The 22104-nt window shown below is 73.8% G+C and carries 18 protein-coding genes; 14 read left to right on the top strand and 4 right to left on the bottom strand.

What is annotated here, in order from left to right; all coding sequences use genetic code 11:
* Positions 1–4 precede the first annotated feature (4 nt).
* Complete coding sequence (locus ACGFXC_RS20155; protein ID WP_393714554.1) at positions 5–352, bottom strand: SCP2 sterol-binding domain-containing protein; 348 nt, start codon at positions 350–352, stop codon at positions 5–7.
* Positions 353–417: 65 nt separating this feature from the next.
* Between ACGFXC_RS20155 and ACGFXC_RS20150 the strand changes: the two genes are divergently transcribed.
* From ACGFXC_RS20150 to ACGFXC_RS20130, 5 genes are all read left to right on the top strand, one after another.
* Positions 418–687, top strand: a complete 270-nt coding sequence (locus ACGFXC_RS20150) for a hypothetical protein (protein WP_393714553.1) — start codon at positions 418–420, stop codon at positions 685–687.
* Between the two features lie 7 nt (positions 688–694).
* Positions 695–1510 carry a TlyA family RNA methyltransferase gene (locus ACGFXC_RS20145; protein WP_393714551.1) on the top strand — a complete coding sequence of 272 codons (816 nt, stop codon included), beginning with the start codon at positions 695–697 and terminating at the stop codon, positions 1508–1510.
* Positions 1507–2499 carry an NAD kinase gene (locus ACGFXC_RS20140; protein WP_393714549.1) on the top strand — a complete coding sequence of 331 codons (993 nt, stop codon included), beginning with the start codon at positions 1507–1509 and terminating at the stop codon, positions 2497–2499. The genes ACGFXC_RS20145 and ACGFXC_RS20140 overlap by 4 nt, the downstream gene beginning before the upstream one ends.
* Positions 2500–2621: 122 nt before the next feature.
* Positions 2622–4349: a DNA repair protein RecN gene (gene recN / locus ACGFXC_RS20135; protein WP_393714609.1), complete on the top strand. Its 1728-nt coding sequence runs from the start codon at positions 2622–2624 to the stop codon at positions 4347–4349.
* 233 nt (positions 4350–4582) lie between these two features.
* Positions 4583–5701 (top strand): glycosyltransferase family 4 protein, encoded by a 1119-nt coding sequence (locus ACGFXC_RS20130; RefSeq protein ID WP_393714547.1) that lies wholly within the window; start codon positions 4583–4585, stop codon positions 5699–5701.
* Positions 5702–5753: 52 nt separating this feature from the next.
* On the opposite strand, the gene ACGFXC_RS20125 is transcribed toward ACGFXC_RS20130, so the two are convergent.
* From ACGFXC_RS20125 to ACGFXC_RS20115, 3 genes are all read right to left on the bottom strand, one after another.
* On the bottom strand, positions 5754–7376 hold the full coding sequence (locus tag ACGFXC_RS20125; protein WP_393714545.1) for a PucR family transcriptional regulator: 1623 nt from the start codon (positions 7374–7376) through the stop codon (positions 5754–5756).
* Between the two features lie 21 nt (positions 7377–7397).
* Positions 7398–8780 (bottom strand): FAD-binding oxidoreductase, encoded by a 1383-nt coding sequence (locus ACGFXC_RS20120; protein WP_393714543.1) that lies wholly within the window; start codon positions 8778–8780, stop codon positions 7398–7400.
* Between the two features lie 121 nt (positions 8781–8901).
* The gene (locus tag ACGFXC_RS20115) at positions 8902–10755 is read right to left on the bottom strand and encodes a glycoside hydrolase family 15 protein (protein ID WP_351830568.1); all 1854 of its coding nucleotides are present in this window, start codon (positions 10753–10755) and stop codon (positions 8902–8904) included.
* Positions 10756–11193: 438 nt separating this feature from the next.
* On the opposite strand from ACGFXC_RS20115, the gene ACGFXC_RS20110 reads away from it, so the two are divergent.
* The 9 genes from ACGFXC_RS20110 to ACGFXC_RS20070 all read left to right on the top strand — a co-directional run bounded on the left by ACGFXC_RS20110 (position 11194) and on the right by ACGFXC_RS20070 (position 22084).
* Positions 11194–12843, top strand: a complete 1650-nt coding sequence (locus ACGFXC_RS20110) for a CTP synthase (RefSeq protein WP_393714541.1) — start codon at positions 11194–11196, stop codon at positions 12841–12843.
* Positions 12844–12916: 73 nt separating this feature from the next.
* Positions 12917–13555 carry an NUDIX domain-containing protein gene (locus tag ACGFXC_RS20105; protein ID WP_393714539.1) on the top strand — a complete coding sequence of 213 codons (639 nt, stop codon included), beginning with the start codon at positions 12917–12919 and terminating at the stop codon, positions 13553–13555.
* A gap of 230 nt (positions 13556–13785) precedes the next feature.
* Entirely contained in the window at positions 13786–15750 is a 1965-nt protein-coding gene (locus tag ACGFXC_RS20100; RefSeq protein WP_393714537.1) for a tetratricopeptide repeat protein, read from the top strand.
* A gap of 152 nt (positions 15751–15902) precedes the next feature.
* Positions 15903–17018, top strand: coding sequence for an alanine dehydrogenase (ald, locus tag ACGFXC_RS20095; protein ID WP_393714535.1), 1116 nt, complete (start codon positions 15903–15905; stop codon positions 17016–17018).
* Positions 17019–17386: 368 nt separating this feature from the next.
* Positions 17387–18505 (top strand): ParA family protein, encoded by a 1119-nt coding sequence (locus ACGFXC_RS20090; protein WP_393714533.1) that lies wholly within the window; start codon positions 17387–17389, stop codon positions 18503–18505.
* Positions 18490–18999, top strand: coding sequence for a hypothetical protein (locus tag ACGFXC_RS20085; protein ID WP_393714531.1), 510 nt, complete (start codon positions 18490–18492; stop codon positions 18997–18999). Before ACGFXC_RS20090 ends, ACGFXC_RS20085 begins: the two co-directional genes overlap by 16 nt.
* A gap of 186 nt (positions 19000–19185) precedes the next feature.
* Complete coding sequence (locus tag ACGFXC_RS20080; RefSeq protein ID WP_393714529.1) at positions 19186–20199, top strand: segregation and condensation protein A; 1014 nt, start codon at positions 19186–19188, stop codon at positions 20197–20199.
* Positions 20196–20813, top strand: coding sequence for an SMC-Scp complex subunit ScpB (scpB, locus tag ACGFXC_RS20075; RefSeq protein WP_393714527.1), 618 nt, complete (start codon positions 20196–20198; stop codon positions 20811–20813). Before ACGFXC_RS20080 ends, scpB begins: the two co-directional genes overlap by 4 nt.
* Positions 20813–22084 (top strand): pseudouridine synthase, encoded by a 1272-nt coding sequence (locus ACGFXC_RS20070; protein ID WP_393714526.1) that lies wholly within the window; start codon positions 20813–20815, stop codon positions 22082–22084. Before scpB ends, ACGFXC_RS20070 begins: the two co-directional genes overlap by 1 nt.
* The last annotated feature ends 20 nt before the right edge of the window (positions 22085–22104 follow it).

Here is a 22104-nt window from a genome sequence, read left to right as displayed (position 1 = left end):
AGCCTCAGAGCAGGCTCTTCAGGCGCAGCAGGTCGCGGAAGCCGGCTTCCAGGCGGACCCGGCCGGAGGCCCAGGCCTTGGCGAACTTCAGCTCGCCGCCGACCAGGGCGAGCAGGTCGTCGCCCGTCATCGCGAGCCGGATCTCGGCCTTGGCGGGGGGCGGGCCCGCGGTGAGCGCGTCCACCTGGATCCGGCCGTCGCGCAGGCGGCCGGAGAAGGTCTGGTCGAGGTCGGTGACGTGGCAGCTCAGGGAGCGGTCGAAGGCGGCGGCACCGCGTACGTCGCCGTCCGCCCGGGCCAGGTTGTCGGAGAGTCGGTCGAGTGCTTCGCGGCACTCCTGGATCGTAGCCATGGTGATCACGACCGTACCGCAGAGCCGTGCGCGGCCGGGGCCGCGCTTCGGGGTAGCGTCGGGGCATGACCGACGAAGCGTCCGCGAGCCCCGCCGAGGACCCCGCGGGGGTCGCGGACCCCGCCGAGCCCGCCGGAGCCGCTCCGCTGGGCCTCGTACGGACCCCCACCGGGCATCCCGGCGTCGACGCGGGCCTGGAGCGGCTGGCGGACGCGGACCACCTGCCCGCCGGGGAGCACGCCGCGGTGTACGAGGATGTGCACGGGGGACTGCGCGAGGCGCTGACCGCGCTGGACGCACCGTCCGCCCCCGGACCTTACGAAAACAGGAGCTGAACCGAACGTGGCAGGAGTGGCACGCCGCCGCCTGGACGCCGAACTGGTACGCCGCAGCATGGCCCGCTCGCGGGAGCACGCGGCCCAGCTGATCGCCGCGGGCCGGGTGACCGTGGGCGGCACCACCGCGACCAAGCCGGCCACGCAGGTGGAGACCAGCGCGGCCCTCGTCGTCCTCAAGGACGACAGCGATCCCGACTACGTCTCCCGGGGCGGCCACAAGCTGGCCGGCGCCCTGGCGGCGTTCCGGCCGCTGGGGCTGGTGGTCGAGGGCCGCCGGGCGCTGGACGCGGGCGCCTCGACGGGCGGCTTCACCGACGTGCTGCTGCGCGCGGGCGTGGACCACGTGGTGGCGGTGGACGTCGGCTACGGGCAGCTCGCCTGGTCGCTGCAGAGCGACGAGCGGGTCACCGTCAAGGACCGGACGAACGTCCGCGAGCTGACCGTCGAGCTGATCGACGGGATGCCGGCCGACCTGGTCGTCGGGGACCTCTCGTTCATCTCCATCGGGCTGGTGCTGCCCGCGCTGGTGCGCTGCACGGCGCCCGGCGCGGACCTGGTGCTGATGGTGAAGCCGCAGTTCGAGGTCGGCAAGGACCGGCTGGGCAGCGGTGGTGTCGTACGCAGTCCCGAGCTGCGCGCCGAGGCCGTGCGGGAGGTCGCCGCGCAGGCGTGGAAGCTGGGGCTGGGCGTGCTCGGGGTGACGGCGAGCCCGTTGCCGGGCCCGTCGGGCAACGTCGAGTACTTTCTGTGGCTCCGGGCGGGGGCACCCGCGCTCGACCCGGGGGATGTCGATCGGGCAGTGGCGGAGGGGCCGCAGTGACAGACGCGTCAGCAGGTTCGTGGGCAGGTTCGGGCGGGCCGGGTCCCGGCGGGCCGGGTCCGGCGGGCGGTTCCGGCGGCGAGGGGGAGGCGCGGACCGTCTTCCTGCTCGCGCACACCGGGCGGCCCGCGGCCATCCGCAGTGCCGAGCTGGTCGTGCTCGGTCTGCTCCGCTCGGGCCTGGGGGTCCGGGTCCTGGAGCAGGAGGCGTGTGACCTGCCGCTGCCGCCCGAGGTGGAGCTGGTCGCCGAGTGCACGCCGAAGGTGCTCGACGGGTGCGAGCTGCTGATCGTGCTGGGCGGCGACGGCACGCTGCTGCGCGGGGCGGAGTTCGCGCGCGGCTCGGGGGTGCCGATGCTCGGCGTCAACCTGGGCCGGGTGGGGTTCCTCGCCGAGGCCGAGCGGGACGACCTGGACAAGGTCGTCGACCGGGTGGTGAGCAAGTCGTACGAGGTCGAGGAGCGGATGACCCTCGACGTCCTCGTCCGGACCAACGGCGACATCGTGCACCGCGACTGGGCGCTGAACGAGGCCGCCGTCCAGAAGGTGTCCCCGGAGCGGATGCTGGAGGTGGTCCTGGAGATCGACGGGCGTCCGGTGACCGGCTTCGGCTGCGACGGGATCGTCTGCGCGACGCCGACGGGCTCGACGGCGTACGCCTTCTCCGCGGGCGGGCCGGTGGTCTGGCCGGAGGTGGAGGCGCTCTTGATGGTGCCGATCAGCGCGCACGCGCTGTTCGCGAAGCCGCTGGTGACCTCGCCGGACTCGGTGCTGGCGGTGGAGGTGCAGACCGGTACTCCGCACGGGGTGCTGTGGTGCGACGGGCGCCGGACGCTGGAGCTGCCCTCGGGGGCGCGGGTGGAGGTCCGGCGGGGCACGGTGCCGGTGCGCCTGGCCCGGCTGCACCACGCGTCCTTCACCGACCGGCTGGTCGCCAAGTTCGCGCTGCCGGTGTCGGGATGGCGCGGCGCCCCGCACGAGACGGCGTAGCCGGCCGGGCGGCGCGGGGGCGCACGGCACCCCGTATTAGCACACGCGTTCGGAGAACTCCGGGCGGGTGACGTCACATGGCACTCGGGAAACCTCGGTATCGTCGTCCCGTGCTTGAGGAGATGCGGATACGGTCGCTCGGGGTCATCGACGACGCGGTGGTCGAGCTGTCGCCCGGTTTCACCGCGGTGACCGGCGAGACCGGCGCGGGCAAGACGATGGTCGTCACCAGCCTCGGGCTGCTGCTCGGCGGCCGCGCCGACCCCGCCCTGGTGCGGATCGGCGCCAAGGCGGCGGTGGTGGAGGGGCGCATCGTGCTGAGCCCCGGCGCGCCCGCCGCCCTGCGCGCCGAGGAGGCCGGGGCCGAACTCGACGAGGGCGCCCTGCTGATCAGCCGGACGGTGTCCGCCGAGGGGCGCTCGCGCGCCCACGTCGGCGGCCGCTCCGTCCCCGTCGGCCTGCTCGCCGAGCTCGCCGACGAACTCGTCGCCGTCCACGGCCAGACCGACCAGCAGGGACTCCTGCGGCCCGCCCGGCAGCGGCAGGCCCTCGACCGCTACGCCGGGGACGCGGTCGCCGTCCCGCTGGAGAAGTACGCGGGTGCCTACCGGCGGCTGCGGGCGGTCGCCGTCGAGCTGGAGGAGATCACCACCCGGGCCCGGGAGCGGGCCCAGGAGGCGGACCTGCTGCGCTTCGGGCTGGACGAGATCGCCGCCCTGGAACCGCTGCCCGGCGAGGACGCCGAGCTGGCCGCCGAGGCCGAGCGGCTCGGGCACGCCGAATCCCTGGCCTCCGCGGCGCAGGCCGCCCACGGGGCGCTGGCCGGGGACGTGGAGGACCCGGAGGGCGTCGACGCGAACACGCTCGTCGCGGGCGCGCACCGGGCGCTGGAATCCGTACGCGCCCACGACCCGGTGCTCGGCGCCCTCGCCGACCGGATCGGGGAGCTGGGCATCCTGCTCGCCGACGTGGCCGGAGAGCTGGCCGGGTACGCCGACGACCTCGACGCCGATCCGCTGCGGCTCGCCGCCGTGGAGGAGCGCCGGGCCGCGCTGACCCAGCTGGTGCGCAAGTACGGGGACGCCGACGGAGGGCTCGCCGCCGTCCTGGAATGGGCCGAGCGGGGCTCGAAGCGGCTGCTGGAACTGGACGGCGACGACGAGCGGATCGGCGAGCTGACCGCCGAGCGGGACGGCCTGCGGGCCGAACTGTCCCTGCTGGCACAGGCGCTGACGGACGCGCGGACCGAGGCCGCCGAACGGTTCGCCGCCGATGTGACGGCCGAACTGGCCTCCCTCGCCATGCCGCACGCGCGGGTGACCTTCGACATCCGGCAGGCGCCGGACGCCGAGGGCGTCGAGGTCGGCGGGCGCCCGGTGGCGTACGGGCCCTCGGGCGCGGACGAGGTCGAGCTGCTGCTGGCCCCGCACCCCGGAGCCCAGCCGCGGCCGATCGCCAAGGGCGCCTCGGGCGGTGAGCTCTCGCGGGTCATGCTGGCCGTGGAGGTCGTCTTCGCGGGCTCCGACCCGGTGCCGACGTACCTCTTCGACGAGGTCGACGCGGGCGTCGGCGGCAAGGCGGCCGTCGAGGTCGGGCGGCGGCTGGCGAAGCTGGCCAGGTCCGCGCAGGTAGTCGTCGTCACGCACCTGCCGCAGGTGGCCGCCTTCGCGGACCGCCAGCTGCTGGTCGAGAAGACCGTCGACGGATCCGTGACCCGCTCCGGGGTGACCGTCCTGGAGGGCGAGGACCGCATCCGGGAGCTGTCGCGGATGCTCGCGGGCCAGGAAGACTCGCAGACCGCTCGGGCCCACGCGGAGGAACTCCTGGCGGCGGCGCGCGCGGACGCGTGAGCCCCGGGCTCCCGCGGCGGGCGGCCCGCGAGGCGGTCCGCCGGGCCGTACGCGAGGCCGCCGGGATGCCGTCGGGGAGGCGCGGGGCTGACCCGGGGTAGCCCGTGTGGGTGAGCCTCGGGGGCGCACGGCGGTATCCCGCACGGGATCCGCACCCGTATGGTCCCGGAACGCGCGTGCGGACTGGCATCCTGGGCGACGTCTCTGCCTCCCTCACCCTGGAGCTTCGGCCCGTGAGCAGCTCCCCGGTCCCGGCCCCCGCCCCCGTACTGCCGTACGGGCGCCCCGCGCTGCGCACCGTCCAGGTCCTGGGCGGCGCGGGTGCGGGCAGCAGCGCGCACGTGCGGTCCCTCACGACCGGGCTCGCCGCCCGGGGCGTGCGGGTGACCGTGTGCGCCCCCGTCGCGGCGGAGGGGGAGTACGACTTCACCGGCGCCGGCGCGCGCTTCACCCCCGACGCCGTGAGCGCCCTGCGGGCCGCCTGCGCCGGAGCCGACCTGGTGCACGCGCACGGGGTGCGGGCCGGGATGCGGGCCGCGCTGGCAATGCGCGGCGGCGGCCGGGGTCAGGTGCCGCTGGTGGTGACCTGGCACGGCGGCGCCCCCGAGCCCGCGGGCGCGCTGGGCCGGCTGAGCCGGCTGCTGGAGCGGCACGTGGCGCGGGCCGCCGCCGTGGTGCTGGGCGCCTCCTCCGACCAGGTCGACCTGGCCCGCCGGCGCGGAGCCCGGGACGCGCGGCTCGCCGCGCCGGCCGTGCCGGGCGGCGAGCCGGCCGTGGACGCCGGGAAGACCCGGGCGGAACTGGGCGCGGTGGAACGGCCGTTGATCGTCGCGGTCGGCAGTCTGGTGGCCCGCCGCGGGTACTCCGTCCTGCTGGACGCGGCACGGGCGTGGCGGGTGCTGGACCCGCAGCCGCTGCTGGTGATCGCGGGGGAGGGTCCGCTGCGGGCCGAACTGGCGCGGCGCATCGAGGCGGAGGGGCTCCCGGTGCGGCTCCTGGGCCGTCGGCGGGACGCGGACCTGCTGCTGGCGGCGGCGGACGTGGCGGTGGTGCCGAGCCGCTGGGAGGGCCGGTCCCTGCTGGCGCAGGAGGCCCTGCGGGCGGGGGTCGCCCTGGTGGCGACCGAGGTCGGCGGCGTACCGGAGCTGGTCGGCGAGGCGGCCGTACTGGTGCCGTACGGGGATTCGGGGGCGCTGGCGGGCGCGGTGGCCGCGCTGCTGGACGATCCGGACCGGCGGGCGGAGCTGTCGGCGGCGGGACGGGCGCAGGCCGCGACGTGGCCGTCGGAGGACGACACGGTGGCCCAGGTCCTGTCGGTCTACGACGAACTGATGGAACGCCGCCGCCCCTGACCCCGCCCGGCGGGCCGAAGGACCGAGCCCGGCCCGGCGGGGGCCCGGGGGGTCAGGACGGGGTGGCGTGGCGGCGGGCGCGCAGGGCGAGGCTGAGGGAGAGGACCGTCTCCGGGTCGTCCAGGTCGGTGCCCAGGAGCTCCGAGATGCGGGCCAGGCGGTTGTACAGGGTCTGCCGGTTCAGGTGGAGCTCGCGCGCCGTCTCCGCCTTGCGGCCCGCGTGGGCCAGGTACGTCTCCAGGGTCGGCAGCAGCGGCGGACGGGACGCCACGTCGTGGACCCGCAGCGCCCCGATCGCGCGGTCCACGAAGGCCGCCAGGTCGGGGTGTTCGCGCAGCCGCCAGAGCAGCAGGTCGATGTCCAGCCGGCGGGCGTCGTACCAGGGCCGGGCCGGCAGGCCGTGCGCGGCGGTGGCCGTCTCGGCGGCGTGCCGCAGCCCCGCCGAGGCCGCCGCCCAGCTGCCCGAGACGCCCACGACCACCGCCGGCGGGGCCCCGGCCCGTTCGAGCCCGGCCCGTTCCACCCCGGCCCGCAGCGCCGCCGCGACCCGGTCGGAGACGGCCGCGCGCTCCGACTCGGCCCGCAGCGACACCAGCAGCGGGACCCGTCCCTCCACCGGGCGCACGCCCAGCAGCACCGGCACCCCGACCGACGAGAGCTCCTCCAGCACCGCCCGGGCCAGTACGGCCCAGTTCCCCGACGCCCCCAGGTCCGAGGACAGCCGCATCACGATCGGCAGCAGCGGCCCCGTACCGGGCCGGAACCCCAGCACGCGGGCCTGTGCCGGGGCGTCCTCCGCCGAGATGCGGCCCTCCGCGAGGTCCGTCAGGAAGTCGCCCCGGCCGCGCGCGGCCAGCTCCTCCTCCTGGCGCGCCTGCATGAGCACCACCGCCAGCACCCCCGCCGTGCGCTCCGCCGCCATCCGGTGGACCGGCAGCAGCGGCGCCGACACCCCGGCCAGCACGACCCGCGCGCGGACCGACCCGCTGCCGTGGCCGCCGCCGGGCACGTCGACCACCACCGCCGCCGCCGAGGGCTCGGCCGCCCGCTGCCCGCGCAGCCCCTCCCACACCTGGAGCGGGTCGGCCGCCGCGTCCCCCGAGACCGGCCCGGCCGCGTACAGCAGCTGCCCGTCGGGGGTCTCCAGGAAGACGGGGTTCGCGGTGAAGTCGGCCAGGATCCGCAGCACCTGCGGGATCCCGCCGCCGCCCAGCAGGGCCTCGGTGCACCGGCGGTGGACCTCCTCGGCCCGCTGGAGCAGCGCGTAATGGCCGTTGACGATCTCGGTGTGGACCTCCTCGGTGACGGCCACGAAGGGGACCTCGCGGTGCAGCTGCACCAGCGGCAGCCCGGCCGCCTTGGCCGTCTCCACGATGGTGGCCGGCAGCCGGGTGAACCGCGGGCCCAGCTCCACCACCAGCGCGGCGATCCCCCGGTCCGCGAGCCGGCGTACGAAGGCGCGCTGCTCGGCGGGGCGGGTGCCCAGGCCCAGACCGGTGGTCAGCAGCAGCTCCCCGCCCTTGAGGAGCGAGGCGATGTTCGGGACCTCCCCGGCGTGCACCCAGCGGACGGTCCGGCCCAGCCGGTCGGCGCAGGCCACCACCTCGGGCAGACCGCCGCGCAGCCCCGGCAGCTCCAGTGCCCGCTGAACCGTGATCCCGCCCTGGTTGTCCATGTCGCGGACGCTACCAAAGGGTCAGGCGGGCTTGATGTTGTGGTTGAACCGGAAGACGTTGTCCGGGTCGTACTGCCTCTTGACGGCGCGCAGCCGCCTCAGGTTGTCCTCGCCGAGGCCCGCGGTGACCCGGTCGGCGCCCTCGTCGCCGAGGAAGTTGAGGTAGACCACCCCGCTGCTCCAGGGCCGCAGGTCCGCCCGTACGTCCCTCACCCACCGCCGGCACCGCTCGTCGTCGGCCGGGTCCTCCCAGATGGCGAAGGGGTGCGCCGCCCACCGGGAGTCCCGGTAGGGCACGGGGTAACCGTCCGGCTGCTCGGCGATGGCCCCGCCGAGCGGGAACAGGATGTGCTGCGTGCCGGTGGGGACCGGCATGGTCGCGGCCCGGGCGCAGTAGGCGGCCACCGCCTCGTCGGGCAGGTCCGTCAGGTACTCGGCGGACCAGTGGTTCCGCAGCCCGGGAGGGTCGTCGATCATGCACTGGAGGTCGGCGTACGGGATGTCCGTGACGAGTTCGGCCTCGTGCGGTACGGCCAGCAGCGGCGCGGCCAGCCGGCGCACGCCCGCCACGGGGCCCGCGTACGTCAGCAGGACCGTGCAGAGCATGCCGCCGACCAGGTGCGGCGGGACGAACGGCGCGGGCGGCGCGGTCAGGAAGATCACGCCGCCGCTCGCCTCGCGCGGCCCGGAGGCGATCAGCTCCCGGTACAGGGCGGTGACCTCGGGGCCCCGCTCGGGGGCGTACATGAGCAGCGCGACCGACATCGCGGGCAGCTCGTGCAGCCGCAGCGTCAGCGAGGTGACGACCCCGAAGTTGCCGCCGCCGCCGTGCAGGGCCCAGAACAGTTCCGGGTGGTCCTCCGCGGTGGTGCTCACGCGGCTGCCGTCGGCGGTGACCACGTCCGCGCCGATGAGGTTGTCCACCGCCAGGCCGAACGTCCGGTCCAGCCAGCCGGAGCCGCCGCCGAGGACGAAGCCGCCGACGCCGGTGGTGGAGGCGCGGCCCCCGGTGGTGGCCAGGGCGTACGGGGCGCAGGCGCGGTCCAGTCCGCTCATGGTCGCGCCGCCGCCGACCCGGACCGCCCTGGCCGCCGGATGCACCGTCACCTCGTCCAGGTCGCGCAGGTCCACGACGAGCGCCGCGTCGCCCAGGGCCATGCCCGCCACGCTGTGGCCGCCGCCGCGCACCGCGATCTTCAGGTCGAGGTCCCGGGCGAAGCGGACGGCCGTGACCACGTCGGCCTCGCTCGCGCACCGGGCGATCACGGCCGGGCGCCGGTCGATCAGGGCGTTGAAGACGGTGCGCGCCTCGTCGTAGCCGGGATCGTCGGGGGCGAGGACCTCGCCGGAGAGGTCCTCGCGGAGCGCGGCCAGGGCCGTACCCGCCTTCGAGAGGGGTGGCATGGCCGTCCCCCCTTCCCGTGAGGGGCGTGGGACCCCTCCAGCGTAGGCGGGCGGGTACGGGGCCGCGCGCCGTCCGCGCCCCCGTGACCGCCCCGTCCGCCGGGCCCGGTGCCCCCGCCCCTCAGCCCCCGTACGCGCCGCTCGCCGTCAGCCGCAGCGCCGTGTCGATCAGCGGGACGTGGCTGAAGGCCTGCGGGAAGTTGCCGACCTGGCGCTGGAGCTTGGGGTCCCACTCCTCGGCCAGCAGCCCCAGGTCGTTGCGCAGGGCCAGCAGCTTCTCGAAGAGGCGGCGGGCCTCGTCGACCCGGCCGATCATCGCCAGGTCGTCCGCCATCCAGAACGAGCAGGCCAGGAAGGCGCCCTCGTCCCCCTCCAGGCCGTCGACTCCGGCCTCGTCACCCGCCGTCGGGTAGCGCAGGATGAAGCCGTCCGGGGTCGACAGCTCGCGCTGGATCGCCTCGATGGTGCCGATCACGCGCTTGTCGTCCGGGGGCAGGAAGCCCATCTGCGGGATGAGCAGCAGGGAGGCGTCCAGCTCCTTCGACCCGTAGGACTGGGTGAAGGTGTTGCGTTCCGGGTCGTAGCCCTTCTCGCACACGTCCGCGTGGATCTCGTCGCGCATCTCGCGCCAGCGCTCCAGCGGACCGTCCGCGTCCCCGCTCTCGATCAGCTTGATCGTGCGGTCGACGGCCACCCACGCCATCACCTTCGAGTGCACGAAGTGCCGGCGCGGGCCGCGCACCTCCCAGATGCCCTCGTCCGGCTCGTTCCAGTGGACCTCCAGGTAGCGGATCAGCTTCAGCTGGAGCAGCGAGGCGTAGTCGTTGCGGGCCAGGCCCGTCATGTGCCCGAGGTGCAGGGCCTCGGTGACCTCGCCGTAGACGTCGAGCTGGAGCTGGTGGGCGGCGCCGTTGCCGACGCGCACCGGGCCCGAGTTCTCGTAGCCGGGAAGCCAGTCCAGCTCGGTTTCGCCCAGCTCCCGCTCGCCCGCGATCCCGTACATGATCTGCAGGTTCTCGGGGTCGCCGGCCACCGCGCGCAGCAGCCAGTCCCGCCAGGCGGAGGCCTCCTCGCGGTAGCCGGTGCGCAGCAGCGAGGACAGGGTGATGGCGGCGTCGCGCAGCCAGGTGTAGCGGTAGTCCCAGTTCCGGCTGCCGCCGATCTCCTCCGGGAGGGAGGTGGTCGGCGCCGCGACGATCCCGCCCGTGGGGGCGTAGGTCAGCGCCTTGAGGGTGATCAGGGAGCGGATCACCGCCTCCCGGTAGGGGCCGTGGTAGGTGCAGTGGTAGACCCACTCCCGCCAGAAGTCGCTCGTCGCCTCCAGCGCCGCCTCGGCGTCCGGGGTCTCCGGGGCGCCCTTGTGCGAGGGCTGCCAGCTGATGGCGAAGGCCACCCGGTCGCCGGGCCCGACGGTGAAGTCCGAATAGGTGGTCAGGTCCTTGCCGTAGGTCTCCGCCGCGGAGTCCAGCCAGACCGAGTCCGGTCCGGCGACGGCCACCGTGCGGCCGTCGACCTTGTGCACCCAGGGCACGACCCGCCCGTAGCTGAAGCGCATCCGCAGCGCGGAGCGCATCGGGACGCGCCCGCTGATGCCCTCCACGATGCGGATCAGCTGCGGCGCGTGGTCCTCGCGCGGCGGCATGAAGTCGATGACGCGGACGGTCCCGCGCGGGGTGTCCCACTCCGACTCCAGCACCAGCGAGTCACCACGGTAGCGGCGGCGCGTGGCCCGTGGCGGCTCCGTACCCGGCGCGAAGGCCGGGCCGATGCGCCAGAACCCGTGTTCCTCGGTGCCCAGAAGGCTCGCGAAGACGGCATGGGAGTCGAAGCGTGGCAGGCACAGCCAGTCCACCGCCCCGTCCCGGCAGACCAGCGCCGCGGTCTGCATGTCCCCGATCAGTGCGTAATCCTCGATGCGCCCGGACACGTTGCTCTCCAGTCGAACGGCCACGTCCGCCCCGTAGGGCGCTTGCATTGCGCTGTTGCGCGGTCTCCTGTGCGCAGGGATCCCCGCGTCGAGCCCTAGATTGCCGGATGTGGCGCGGTTACGCCGTTTGCCGGGCTGCTCGGCGGCGATGTGCAGCGGTATCCGAGCAGGGTATGACGGCACCCTAGTGATCTCCTGAAGTCTTGGGACAATGTGACTCGGCTGAACGGGTGACCTGGGTGAATGCCCAGGTCGGGGCCCTTGCCGGGGTTCGGTGAAGGGGCCGGGCGGCCCTTTCACGGCGCGCGCCCGGAGGCGGACCGGCCGAGGCGCTGATAGGCTGGTACCCCGTGGACCGGTGGTCTGCCTGTGCGAATCAGGAACCCCGAAACCGCAGCTTCGGCGCCCCCAGGGACCCTTTCCGGATCTCCGTGGAACGGCGCCGGACGCACCTCACCTCGCGACCACGGGAGCCCCCTCTTGGCGATGCCGCCCAAATCCATGACGACCAAGCACATCTTCGTCACCGGGGGTGTCGCTTCGTCCCTCGGCAAGGGGCTGACGGCCTCCAGCCTGGGTGCGCTGCTGAAGGCGCGCGGGCTGCGGGTCACGATGCAGAAGCTCGACCCGTACCTGAACGTCGACCCCGGCACGATGAACCCGTTCCAGCACGGTGAGGTGTTCGTCACCAACGACGGCGCCGAGACCGACCTGGACATCGGCCACTACGAGCGCTTCCTCGACGTCGACCTCGACGGCTCGGCCAACGTCACCACCGGCCAGGTCTACTCGCAGGTCATCGCCAAGGAGCGGCGCGGCGAGTACCTCGGCGACACCGTGCAGGTCATCCCGCACATCACCAACGAGATCAAGCACCGCATCCGCCGCATGGCGACCGCGGACGTCGACGTCGTCATCACCGAGGTCGGCGGCACCGTCGGCGACATCGAGTCGCTGCCGTTCCTGGAGACCGTCCGCCAGGTCCGCCACGAGGTCGGCCGCGACAACGTCTTCGTCGTGCACATCTCGCTGCTGCCCTACATCGGCCCCTCCGGCGAGCTGAAGACCAAGCCCACCCAGCACTCCGTCGCGGCGCTGCGCAACATCGGCATCCAGCCCGACGCGATCGTGCTGCGCGCGGACCGTGACGTCCCCACCTCCATCAAGCGCAAGATCTCGCTGATGTGCGACGTGGACGAGGCCGCGGTCGTCGCGGCCATCGACGCGAAGTCGATCTACGACATCCCCAAGGTCCTGCACACCGAGGGCCTGGACGCCTACGTCGTGCGCAAGCTCGACCTGCCCTTCCGCGACGTCAACTGGACGGTGTGGGAGGACCTCCTGGACCGGGTCCACAACCCCGACCACGAGGTCAAGGTCGCGCTGGTCGGCAAGTACATCGACCTGCCGGACGCCTACCTGTCGGTGACCGAGGCGCTGCGCGCCGGCGGCTTCGCCAACCGGGCCCGCGTCCAGATCAAGTGGGTCGCCTCCGACGACTGCAAGACCCCGGCGGGTGCCGCGGCCGTCCTCGGCGACGTGGACGCGATCTGCGTGCCCGGCGGCTTCGGCGACCGCGGCGTCAACGGCAAGGTCGGCGCGATCACCTTCGCCCGCGAGAACAAGGTCCCGCTGCTCGGCCTGTGCCTGGGCCTGCAGTGCGTGGTCATCGAGGCCGCGCGCAACCTGGCGGGCATCGCCGAGGCGAACTCCACGGAGTTCGACGCCTCGACCCCGCACCCGGTCATCTCGACCATGGAGGAGCAGCTGGCCTTCGTCGAGGGCGCGGGCGACCTGGGCGGCACGATGCGCCTGGGCATGTACCCGGCGAAGCTCGCCGAGGGCTCGATCGTGCGCGAGGTCTACGGCGACGAGGCGTACGTGGACGAGCGCCACCGGCACCGCTACGAGGTGAACAACGCCTACCGCGGCGAGCTGGAGACGAAGGCCGGTCTGGTCTTCTCCGGCACCTCCCCGGACAACAAGCTCGTCGAGTACGTCGAGTACCCCCGCGAGGTCCACCCCTACCTGGTCGCCACCCAGGCCCACCCGGAGCTCCGCTCCCGCCCGACCCGGCCGCACCCGCTGTTCGCGGGCCTGGTCAAGGCCGCCGTCGAACGGCAGCAGAAGGCCTGACGCTCGGTAACGTAGGCAGCCGGGGTACGGAGTTCCGTACCCCGGCTGTCGCGCGTTGTGGAGGGCATTGGGCATGGGCAACGTCATCAAGGACACGTCCGAGACCTGGGAGACGCTGGCGACCCGGCGGCCCTTCGAGGGGGCCAAGACGGCCGTGGCATCCGACCAGGTGCGGATGCCCGACGGCTCGGTCGTGCGCCGCGACTACCAGGTGCACCCGGGGTCGGTCTGCGTGGTGGCGCTGGACGGCGAGGGGCGGGTGCTGGTGATCCGCCAGTACCGCCACCCGGTGCGCCACCGGCTGTGGGAGCTCCCCGCCGGGCTGCTGGACGTCGCCGGGGAGAACCCGCTGGCCGCGGCGCAGCGGGAGCTGTACGAGGAGGCGTACGTCAAGGCCGACGACTGGCGGGTGCTGGCCGACTTCTACTCCTCGCCCGGCGGCTCCGACGAGGCGGTCCGGATCTTCCTGGCGCGCGGGGTCGCGGAGGCGGAGGGGGAGCGGTACGAGGAGACGGACTCGGAAGAGGCCGACATGGAAGTGGCGTGGGTGCCGGTGGCGGAGCTGGTGCGGGGCGTCCTGGCGGGCGAGCTCTCCAACGCGGCGCTGGTGGCGGGCGTCCTGGCCGTCTCGGCGGCCCTGGCCGCCGACCCGGAGTTCTCCACCCTCCGCCCGGCCCTGGCCCCCTGGCCGGCCCGCCCCTACGAAGCCTGACCCGGCCCGGCGGGCCCGTACCCCGCCCCCCCGGCGCACCCCCTCCACGCCCCCGCCGGCGCGGCCGCGCCGGGGGCGCGTGGGTGAACGGGACGTGTCGGGAACGGGCGGGGCCCATAAGTAGGCCCATCCGCTGATCCGATTGGGCGATCTGTCCGCCGCGCTCCCCCCGGGTCGTCGCTCTGCGTGAACTACGCTCGCAACCCGATGGCAGGGAGAGGAGCGGATCCGTGGCGGATTTCGTCGGGCGGCGGCGTGAGCTCAAGGAGCTGCGCGAGGACATCGCACGGACCGGGCTCGACACCCTCTCGGGCCGCAAGGCCAAGGCGCCCCGCGCGCGGGTGCTGCTCGTCGCGGGACGGCCCGGCTCCGGCCGGACCGCGCTCGCCGAGGCGTTCGTCCGCGAGGTGGCCGGCCAGTACCCCGACGGTCTGCTCCGGGTACGGCTCACCACCCCCGGCGGGGACGGCGTCGCCACCGAGCGGGCGGTCCGCACCCTGCTGGAGGGGCTCGGGCGGCCCACCCCGCCCGGAGCCTGCGAGGACGATCTGAGCGCCGCCCTGCGCGAGGCCCTCACCGGCCGCCGGGTGATCCTGCTCGTCGACGACGCCGCCGACCCGCAGCAGGTCGACGCGCTGCTCCCGGACACCCCCGAGTGCCTGGTGGTCGTCACCGCCGAGGGGCCGCTCACCGGGATCCCGGACGTCCGCCCCTGCACCCTCGGCGGCCTGGAGACCCCCTCCGCCGTCGAACTGCTGTCCCGCACCATCGGGGACACCCGCGTCACGGTCGACCCGCGCGCCGCCGAGGGCCTCGCCGAGGAGTGCGGGGGACAGCCCGCCGCCCTGGCCCTGGCCGGGGGCTGGCTCGCCGCGCACCCCAAGGCCGCCGTCGCCGACGTGGCCAAGCAACTGCACGACATGCCCTCCGCCGCGGCCGGCCCGCTGGCCCGCACCTTCCGGCTGGTCTACGAGTCCCTGCCGCAGCCCGCCCAGCGCACCCTGCGGCTGCTGCCGCTCGCCCCGGCCGGGATCCTCGACGCGCACACCGCCTCGGCCCTCGCCGGCTGCTCGGTGGCGGCCGCGCAGTCCACCCTGGAGGACTTCGCCGGGCTGGGCCTGGTCCGGCACGCTCCCGACGGCCTGTTCCTGCTGCCCGGCTGCCTCGCCCCGCTGATGCAGGCCCTGCTGGAGGCCAAGGAGCGGCCCGCCGAGGTGCAGCTGGCCCGGGCCCGGATGCTGGAGCGCACCGTACGCCTGCTGACCTCCTGCCGGGCCATGGCCGAGGAGGACGAGGACCTGCTGCGCGAGCGCCTGGACGGGCTGCCGCGCGCCCTGCGCTTCCCCGACCGGCGCGCGGCCGCCGGCTGGCTCGACACCCGGCTCCCCGCCCTGACCACCGCCGCCCAGCTGGCGGTGGCCGACGGCGGGCTGGACACCCTGGCGCGCAGGCTCGTCGCGGCCCTGGTGCGGGCCCTGGCCGAGCACCGCGGCACGGAGGCCGCCGCCCCCGAGCTGTACGGGCTGCACCGGCTGGTCCTGGACGTGGCCGAGCGGCGCGGACTGCACCGCGAGCGGGCCGCCGCACTGCTGAACCTGGCCGATCTGGACGCCGAGACCGGCCGGACCGAGGAGGCGCTGGAGCGGTACCGGGCCGCGCTGGTCGCCGGGAAGGCCGCCGGGGACCCGTACGCGACGGGCCGCGCGATGGAATCCGTAGGCGGCGCGTACCAGGAGCTGGCGGACTGGCCGAGGGCCTCCGACTGGTTCGGCCGGGCCCTCGCCCACGCCCTCGCCCGGGGCGAGCGGGCGGACGAGGCCAGGCTCTACGGCCGGCTCGGGAACGTGCACACCTACGCGGGCCGCTACGGCGAGGCGCTGCGCAGCTGGCGGGCCGCCGCCGCGGGGTACCGCAGGCTGGCCGAAGTACCGGGCCAGGCAAAGGCGTTGAGCGAAATGGCGCGGGTCCAGGAGTACGCGGGACGGCCTGAGGAATCGCTGCACACCTGCCGCGAGGCGATCGAGCTCGCGCGCCGGGCGGGGGACCTGCGGCTGCAGGCCGCGCTCCAGGTCCGGCTGGCCGACACCCTGGACCGGCTGGGGGACCCCGCGGCTGCCAGGCTGCACCGGTCGGCAGCCGACAGATTGCTGGGAGATGACCCGGCAGCCTGCGAAATCCGTAGTAGTTCCGACTAGGATTATTCGTTTGCAAGGCTAGACAGCGACTCATCCTTCATTAGACTGGCTCCACCACGTCATCTCGTGGTGCATCCCGTTGCGCGTTCTTGTGGGCGGGTATGTATGGAAGTGCCCCGTAATATCCCCTGAGCCAAGGACCGTGATCGACGATGAAGGTCGGCATCCCCCGCGAGGTCAAGAACAACGAGTTCCGGGTCGCCATCACGCCCGCCGGTGTGCATGAGCTGGTCCGCAACGGCCACCAGGTCTTCGTCGAGCAGAACGCCGGTGTCGGCTCCTCGATCACGGACGCCGAGTACGTCTCGGCCGGTGCCGAGATCCTCGGTACCGCCGACGAGGTCTGGGCGACCGCGGACCTGCTGCTGAAGGTCAAGGAGCCCATCGCGGAGGAGTACCACCGCCTCCGCAAGGACCAGACCCTCTTCACCTACCTGCACCTCGCGGCCTCCCGCGAGTGCACGGACGCCCTCCTCGCCTCCGGCACCACCGCCATCGCGTACGAGACGGTGGAGACGGCCAACCGCCAGCTCCCGCTGCTCGCCCCGATGTCCGAGGTCGCGGGCCGGCTGGCCCCGCAGGTCGGCGCCTACCACCTGATGCGCTCGGCCGGCGGCCGCGGCGTGCTCCCGGGCGGCGTCCCCGGCACCCACGCCGGCGAGTGCGTGGTCATCGGCGGCGGCGTCTCCGGCTGGAACGCGGCGCAGATCGCCATCGGCATGGGCTTCCACGTGACCCTGCTGGACCGCGACATCAACAAGCTCCGCGAGGCCGACAAGATCTTCGGCACGAAGATCAAGACGATCGTCTCCAACGCCTACGAGCTGGAGAAGGCCGTCATCGAGGCCGACCTCGTCATCGGCGCGGTGCTGATCCCGGGTGCGAAGGCCCCGAAGCTGGTCACCAACGAGCTCGTCGCCAAGATGAAGCCCGGAAGTGTCCTTGTCGACATTGCGATCGACCAGGGCGGCTGCTTCGAGGACTCCCGTCCGACCACCCACGCCGAGCCGACCTTCGTGGTCCACAACTCGGTCTTCTACTGCGTCGCCAACATGCCCGGCGCGGTGCCGAACACCTCCACCTACGCGCTGACCAACGCGACCCTGCCCTACATCGTGCAGGTCGCGAACCTCGGCTGGGCCGAGGCGCTGCGCCGTGACCCGGCGCTCGCGCTGGGCCTCAACACCCATGACGGCCAGGTGGTTTACGGTCCCGTCGCCGAGGCGCACGGTCTGGCGACCCTTGAGCTGAACACCCTGCTCGGCTGAGCCGTCAACGACTGACGTCAATCTCACGTATCCGGCCGGACCTTGCCCCCAAGGTCCGGCCGGACGCGTTTGCGGCGGCGGGGGTGACCCCGTTCAACTCGCCTCGAACGTAACCCTTTAACCCTTTCGCACACCCGCGAAACTTCGCGGCGACAGCTCGTACGCCCTTGACAGAGTGGTGTTCGGTTGCCGACACAACGCGTCGGGTCCGGCGGATTGTGTTGCCGCTGGGCGGTGACACGCCATAGAGTCGCCAACCGTCGGCATGGTGCAACGCTGACCTATCGATAAGTGTCCTGGTCACGTCCGAGGAGGTAAGACGACTTGTGAATGAGTCGACATTTGCTCCTGGGGGTGGTCGAGCAGACGTGCCTGAGCGGGGCCAAGGTCCTGCCGGGCTCGAAGCCGTCGGCTCCGTCGCAGTCCGCACCTTCGCAAACCACCAGCACATGACGACGCCCCGAAAGAGCATGGACGGCCTAGACGTGAACTCCAGGGCCGGCGACCCGAGCGGCGACAAGCCCGTGGGTTTCGCCGACTACGACAACGTGCCCGAAGGGCACTTCTACGACCCCGACGCGGAGTACGAACCGGACCCCGAGTACGCGGCCACCCTCGCCCCCGACGCTGCCCGCCAGCGCCGTGAGCGGATCGGCCCGACCGGACGCCCGCTGCCGTACTTCCCGATCCCGGGCCCGCTGACCGACCACGGTCCCGCGAAGATCATCGCGATGTGCAACCAGAAGGGCGGCGTGGGCAAGACCACGTCGACCATCAACCTGGGTGCCGCGCTCGCCGAGTACGGGCGCCGCGTGCTGCTCGTCGACTTCGACCCGCAGGGCGCGCTGTCCGTGGGCCTCGGCGTGAATCCGATGGAACTCGACCTGACGGTCTACAACCTGCTCATGGAGCGGGGCATGTCGGCCGACGAGGTGCTGCTCAAGACGGCGGTCCCCAACATGGACCTGCTGCCGAGCAACATCGACCTGTCCGCCGCCGAAGTGCAGTTGGTCAGCGAGGTCGCGCGCGAGTCGACGCTCCAGCGGGCGCTGAAGCCCCTGATGGCCGACTACGACTACATCGTGATCGACTGTCAGCCCTCGCTCGGTCTGCTGACCGTGAACGCCCTGACGGCGGCTCACAAGGTCATCGTGCCGCTGGAGTGCGAGTTCTTCGCGCTGCGCGGTGTCGCGCTGCTGACCGAGACCATCGAGAAGGTGCAGGAGCGGCTCAACCCCGAGCTGGAACTCGACGGCATCCTCGCCACGATGTACGACTCCCGTACGGTGCACAGCCGCGAGGTGCTGGCGCGCGTCGTCGAGGCCTTCGACGACCACGTCTACCACACGGTCATCGGCCGCACGGTCCGCTTCCCGGAGACCACGGTCGCCGGTGAGCCGATCACCACGTACGCGTCCAACTCCGTCGGCGCCGCCGCCTACCGCCAGCTGGCCAGGGAGGTGCTCGCCCGGTGTCCCGCCGAGTGAGTCTGCCCGGAGCCGACGAACTGTTCCGCACGACCGGGGGCACGGCCCTGCAGTCGTCCTCGCCCAGGCGGGGCGCCGACGAGGCGCAGACCGGCGGGGCGGAGCACGCGGCCGCACCGGCGGACGGCACGGCGAGGACCACGGGAGACGTCCGCGGCCGGGAGTCCGGCGAGCCCGCCGTGGGCCCGCAGCGCAGGCCGCAGGAAGGTTCTGCCACTTCCGCCGGGGCGTCCTCGCCCCGGCCCGGGAAGGGGCAGGGCCGGGGCGCCAACCGGCGGCCGAGCGGGCGCGAGCGGCACGACGAGAAGATCACGGTCTACGTCTCCGCCGAGGAGCTCATGGACCTGGAGCACGCCCGCCTGGTGCTCCGCGGCGAGCACGGCCTCGCCGTCGACCGCGGCCGCATCGTGCGCGAGGCGGTCGCGGTGGTCCTCGCCGACCTGGAGTCCCGCGGCGACGCGAGCATCCTGGTCCGCCGCCTGCGCGGCCGCTGACCGCCGGTGCGCTGACCGCCCGACCGCCGGCCGCCCGGCCGCCCGACCGCCCGCTCGCCGGGCATCGCGCCGCCCGCGAGCCCGCGACGCCGCGAACCCGGGCGGGGGCGTACCCGGACATCCTCCCGGAGACCGCCTAGGCTGCCGAGGGCCGTCCGGCCTTCCCCCGCACCACCCTGGACCCCGATGCCCCCGAATGACGCCGCCGCCCGCCCCGCCCGCCGGAGCCTCGGCCGCGGCCCGGGAGCCCCCGGGGAGCCCGGCGCCGCCGGTTCCGCACCCGGGGAAGCCGCTGAGGCGCCCGCTGAGGGCCCCGTGGCGGCCGGGAGCGGGCAAGGGGCCACCGGGGGATCCGGAGCCGCAGACGGGCCCGTCGCGGCCTGCGAGGAGCCCGCCGCCGGAAGCGACGGCCGGTTCATGCTGCGGCTGGCGAACTTCGAGGGCCCCTTCGACCTGCTGCTCCAGCTGATCTCCCGGCACAAGCTGGACGTGACCGAGGTCGCCCTGTCCCAGGTCACCGACGAGTTCATGGCCCACCTCCGCGCCATGGGCCCCGACGGGGACCTCGACCAGACCACCGAGTTCCTGGTGGTCGCCGCCACCCTGCTCGACCTGAAGACCGCCCGGCTGCTGCCCGTCGCCGAGGTCGAGGACGAGGCGGACCTGGCCCTGCTGGAGGCCCGGGACCTGCTCTTCGCCCGGCTGCTCCAGTACCGGGCGTACAAACGGATCGCCGCGCTCTTCGAGGCCCGGGCCGAGGACGAGGGCCGCCGCCACCCCCGCACCGTCGGGCTGGAGCCGCACCTCGCCGGCCTGCTGCCCGACGTCGTCATCGCCATCGGCCCCGAGGGCTTCGCCCGCCTCGCGGTGCGCGCCATGCAGCCGAAGGCCAGTCCCGAGGTCTACGTCGACCACATCCACGCCCCGCTCGTCAGCGTGCGGGAGCAGGCGGGACTCGTCGTACGGGTGCTCAAGGCGCGGGGCGAGGCCACCTTCCGGGAGCTCACCGAGGACGCCCCGGACACCCTCACCGTCGTCGCCCGCTTCCTGGCCCTGCTGGAGCTCTACCGGGAGAAGGCGGTCTCCCTCGACCAGGAGGACGCCCTGCTCACGCTCACGGTGCGGTGGACCGGCGGGGACGGCGACGGGATGCCGGTGGTGACGGACGAGTTCGACCAGGTCGTGGAGGTAGGGGAATGACGACGCAGGCGCTGGACCTCAAGGGCGCGCTGGAGGCCGTCCTGATGGTGGTCGACGAGCCCGCGACGGCGGAGCACCTGGCCAAGGTGCTGGAGCGGACCCCGCGCGAGGTCGCCGGGGCGCTGGCCGAGCTGGCCGACGAGTACACGGCCGCGCGGCGCGGATTCGAGCTGCGGCAGGTCGCCGGGGGCTGGCGCTTCTACTCCCGGCCCGCCTACGCGGCCGCCGTCGAGGCCTTCGTCCTGGACGGCCAGCACGCCCGTCTCACCCAGGCGGCCCTGGAGACCCTCGCGGTCGTCGCGTACCGCCAGCCGGTCAGCCGCTCGCGGGTCTCGGCGGTCCGCGGAGTCAACTGCGACGGGGTCATGCGGACCCTCCTGCAGCGGGGTCTGGTGGCCGAGGCGGGGACGGAACCCGAAACAGGTGCGATCCTGTACAGGACGACGAACTACTTTCTGGAGCGGATGGGCCTGCGAGGCCTGGACGAGCTCCCGGAGCTCGCGCCCTTCCTCCCCGAGGCGGACGCGATCGAAGCCGAGACGCAAGAGGGTGTTCCGTCGTTCGATCCGGATGCACCGGATACCGATGAAGACGACAAGACGACGGAACTTTGATGCGAAGCAGCGGCAACGGCAACGGCGGCGGCAACAGGAACAGCGGCGGCGGTGGTGGCGGACGCGGTAACTCCCGCGGCGGCTCCACCGGCGGCGGCTACCGCGGCGGCAGCTCCTCCGGTGGCGGTGGTCACCGCGGAGGCTCCTCCGGCGGTGGCGGCGGCTACCGCGGCGGCTCCTCCTCCGGTGGCTACCAGGGCGGCGGCTCCGAGTCGCGCGACCGCGACCAGGCGCCCCAGCGGCCCCGCAACCCCCGCCCCGAGGAGCGCCGCTACGACGTCGGCCCCGAGGGCGAGCGCAACGGGCGCAGCGGCCCCCGCGCCGGTGGCGGCGGTGCCCGCGGCGCGTCCGCCCGCGGTGGTGCCAAGGGCGGCCCCAAGACCTCCAAGACCCCCGGCCTCGGCGGGGCCGGCGGTCCGCGCAGCGGCCCCGGCAGCCGCAGCGGGCAGTCCCGCCCCCGTGAGCTGGACGCGCGGATCGAGGAGCGCGTGCGCGACCGGTACGCCGACAAGCCCGTGATCAAGACCCCGAAGACCTTCCCGGGCGCCGAGCAGGAGGGCGAGCGGCTGCAGAAGGTCCTCGCCCGGGCCGGCATGGGCTCGCGCCGCGCGTGCGAGGAGCTCATCGAGCAGGCGCGCGTCGAGGTCAACGGCGAGATCGTGCTGGAGCAGGGCAAGCGCGTCCAGCCGAAGGACGAGATCAAGGTGGACGGCCTGACCGTCGCCACCCAGTCGTTCCTGTTCTTCGCGCTGAACAAGCCGGCCGGCGTCGTCTCCACCATGGAGGACCCGGACGGCCGCCAGTGCCTGGGCGACTACGTCACCAACCGCGAGACCCGCCTCTTCCACGTCGGCCGGCTCGACACCGAGACCGAGGGCATCATCCTCCTCACCAACCACGGTGAGCTGGCCCACCGCCTCACGCACCCGAAGTACGGCGTGAAGAAGACCTACGTCGCCGCCATCACCGGCCCGCTGCCGCGCGACATCGGCAAGCGGCTCAAGGACGGCATCGAGCTGGAGGACGGGTACGCCCGCGCCGACCACTTCCGCGTCGTCGACCAGCTCGGCAAGAACTACCTGGTCGAGGTGACCCTCCACGAGGGCCGCAAGCACATCGTCCGCCGCATGCTCTCCGAGGCCGGCTTCCCGGTGGAGAAGCTGGTCCGCACCTCCTTCGGCCCGATCGAGCTCGGTGACCAGAAGTCGGGCTGGCTGCGCCGCCTGACCAACACCGAGGTCGGCATGCTGATGCGCGAGGTCGGCCTGTAGCCGCCCGCAGCACCCCGTAC

It is taken from the genome of Streptomyces sp. NPDC048507 (assembly GCF_043199995.1).
Taxonomy (GTDB): domain Bacteria; phylum Actinomycetota; class Actinomycetes; order Streptomycetales; family Streptomycetaceae; genus Streptomyces.
Note: the sequence above shows the minus strand (reverse complement) of the source record. Positions and strands in the feature narration are given on the sequence as shown.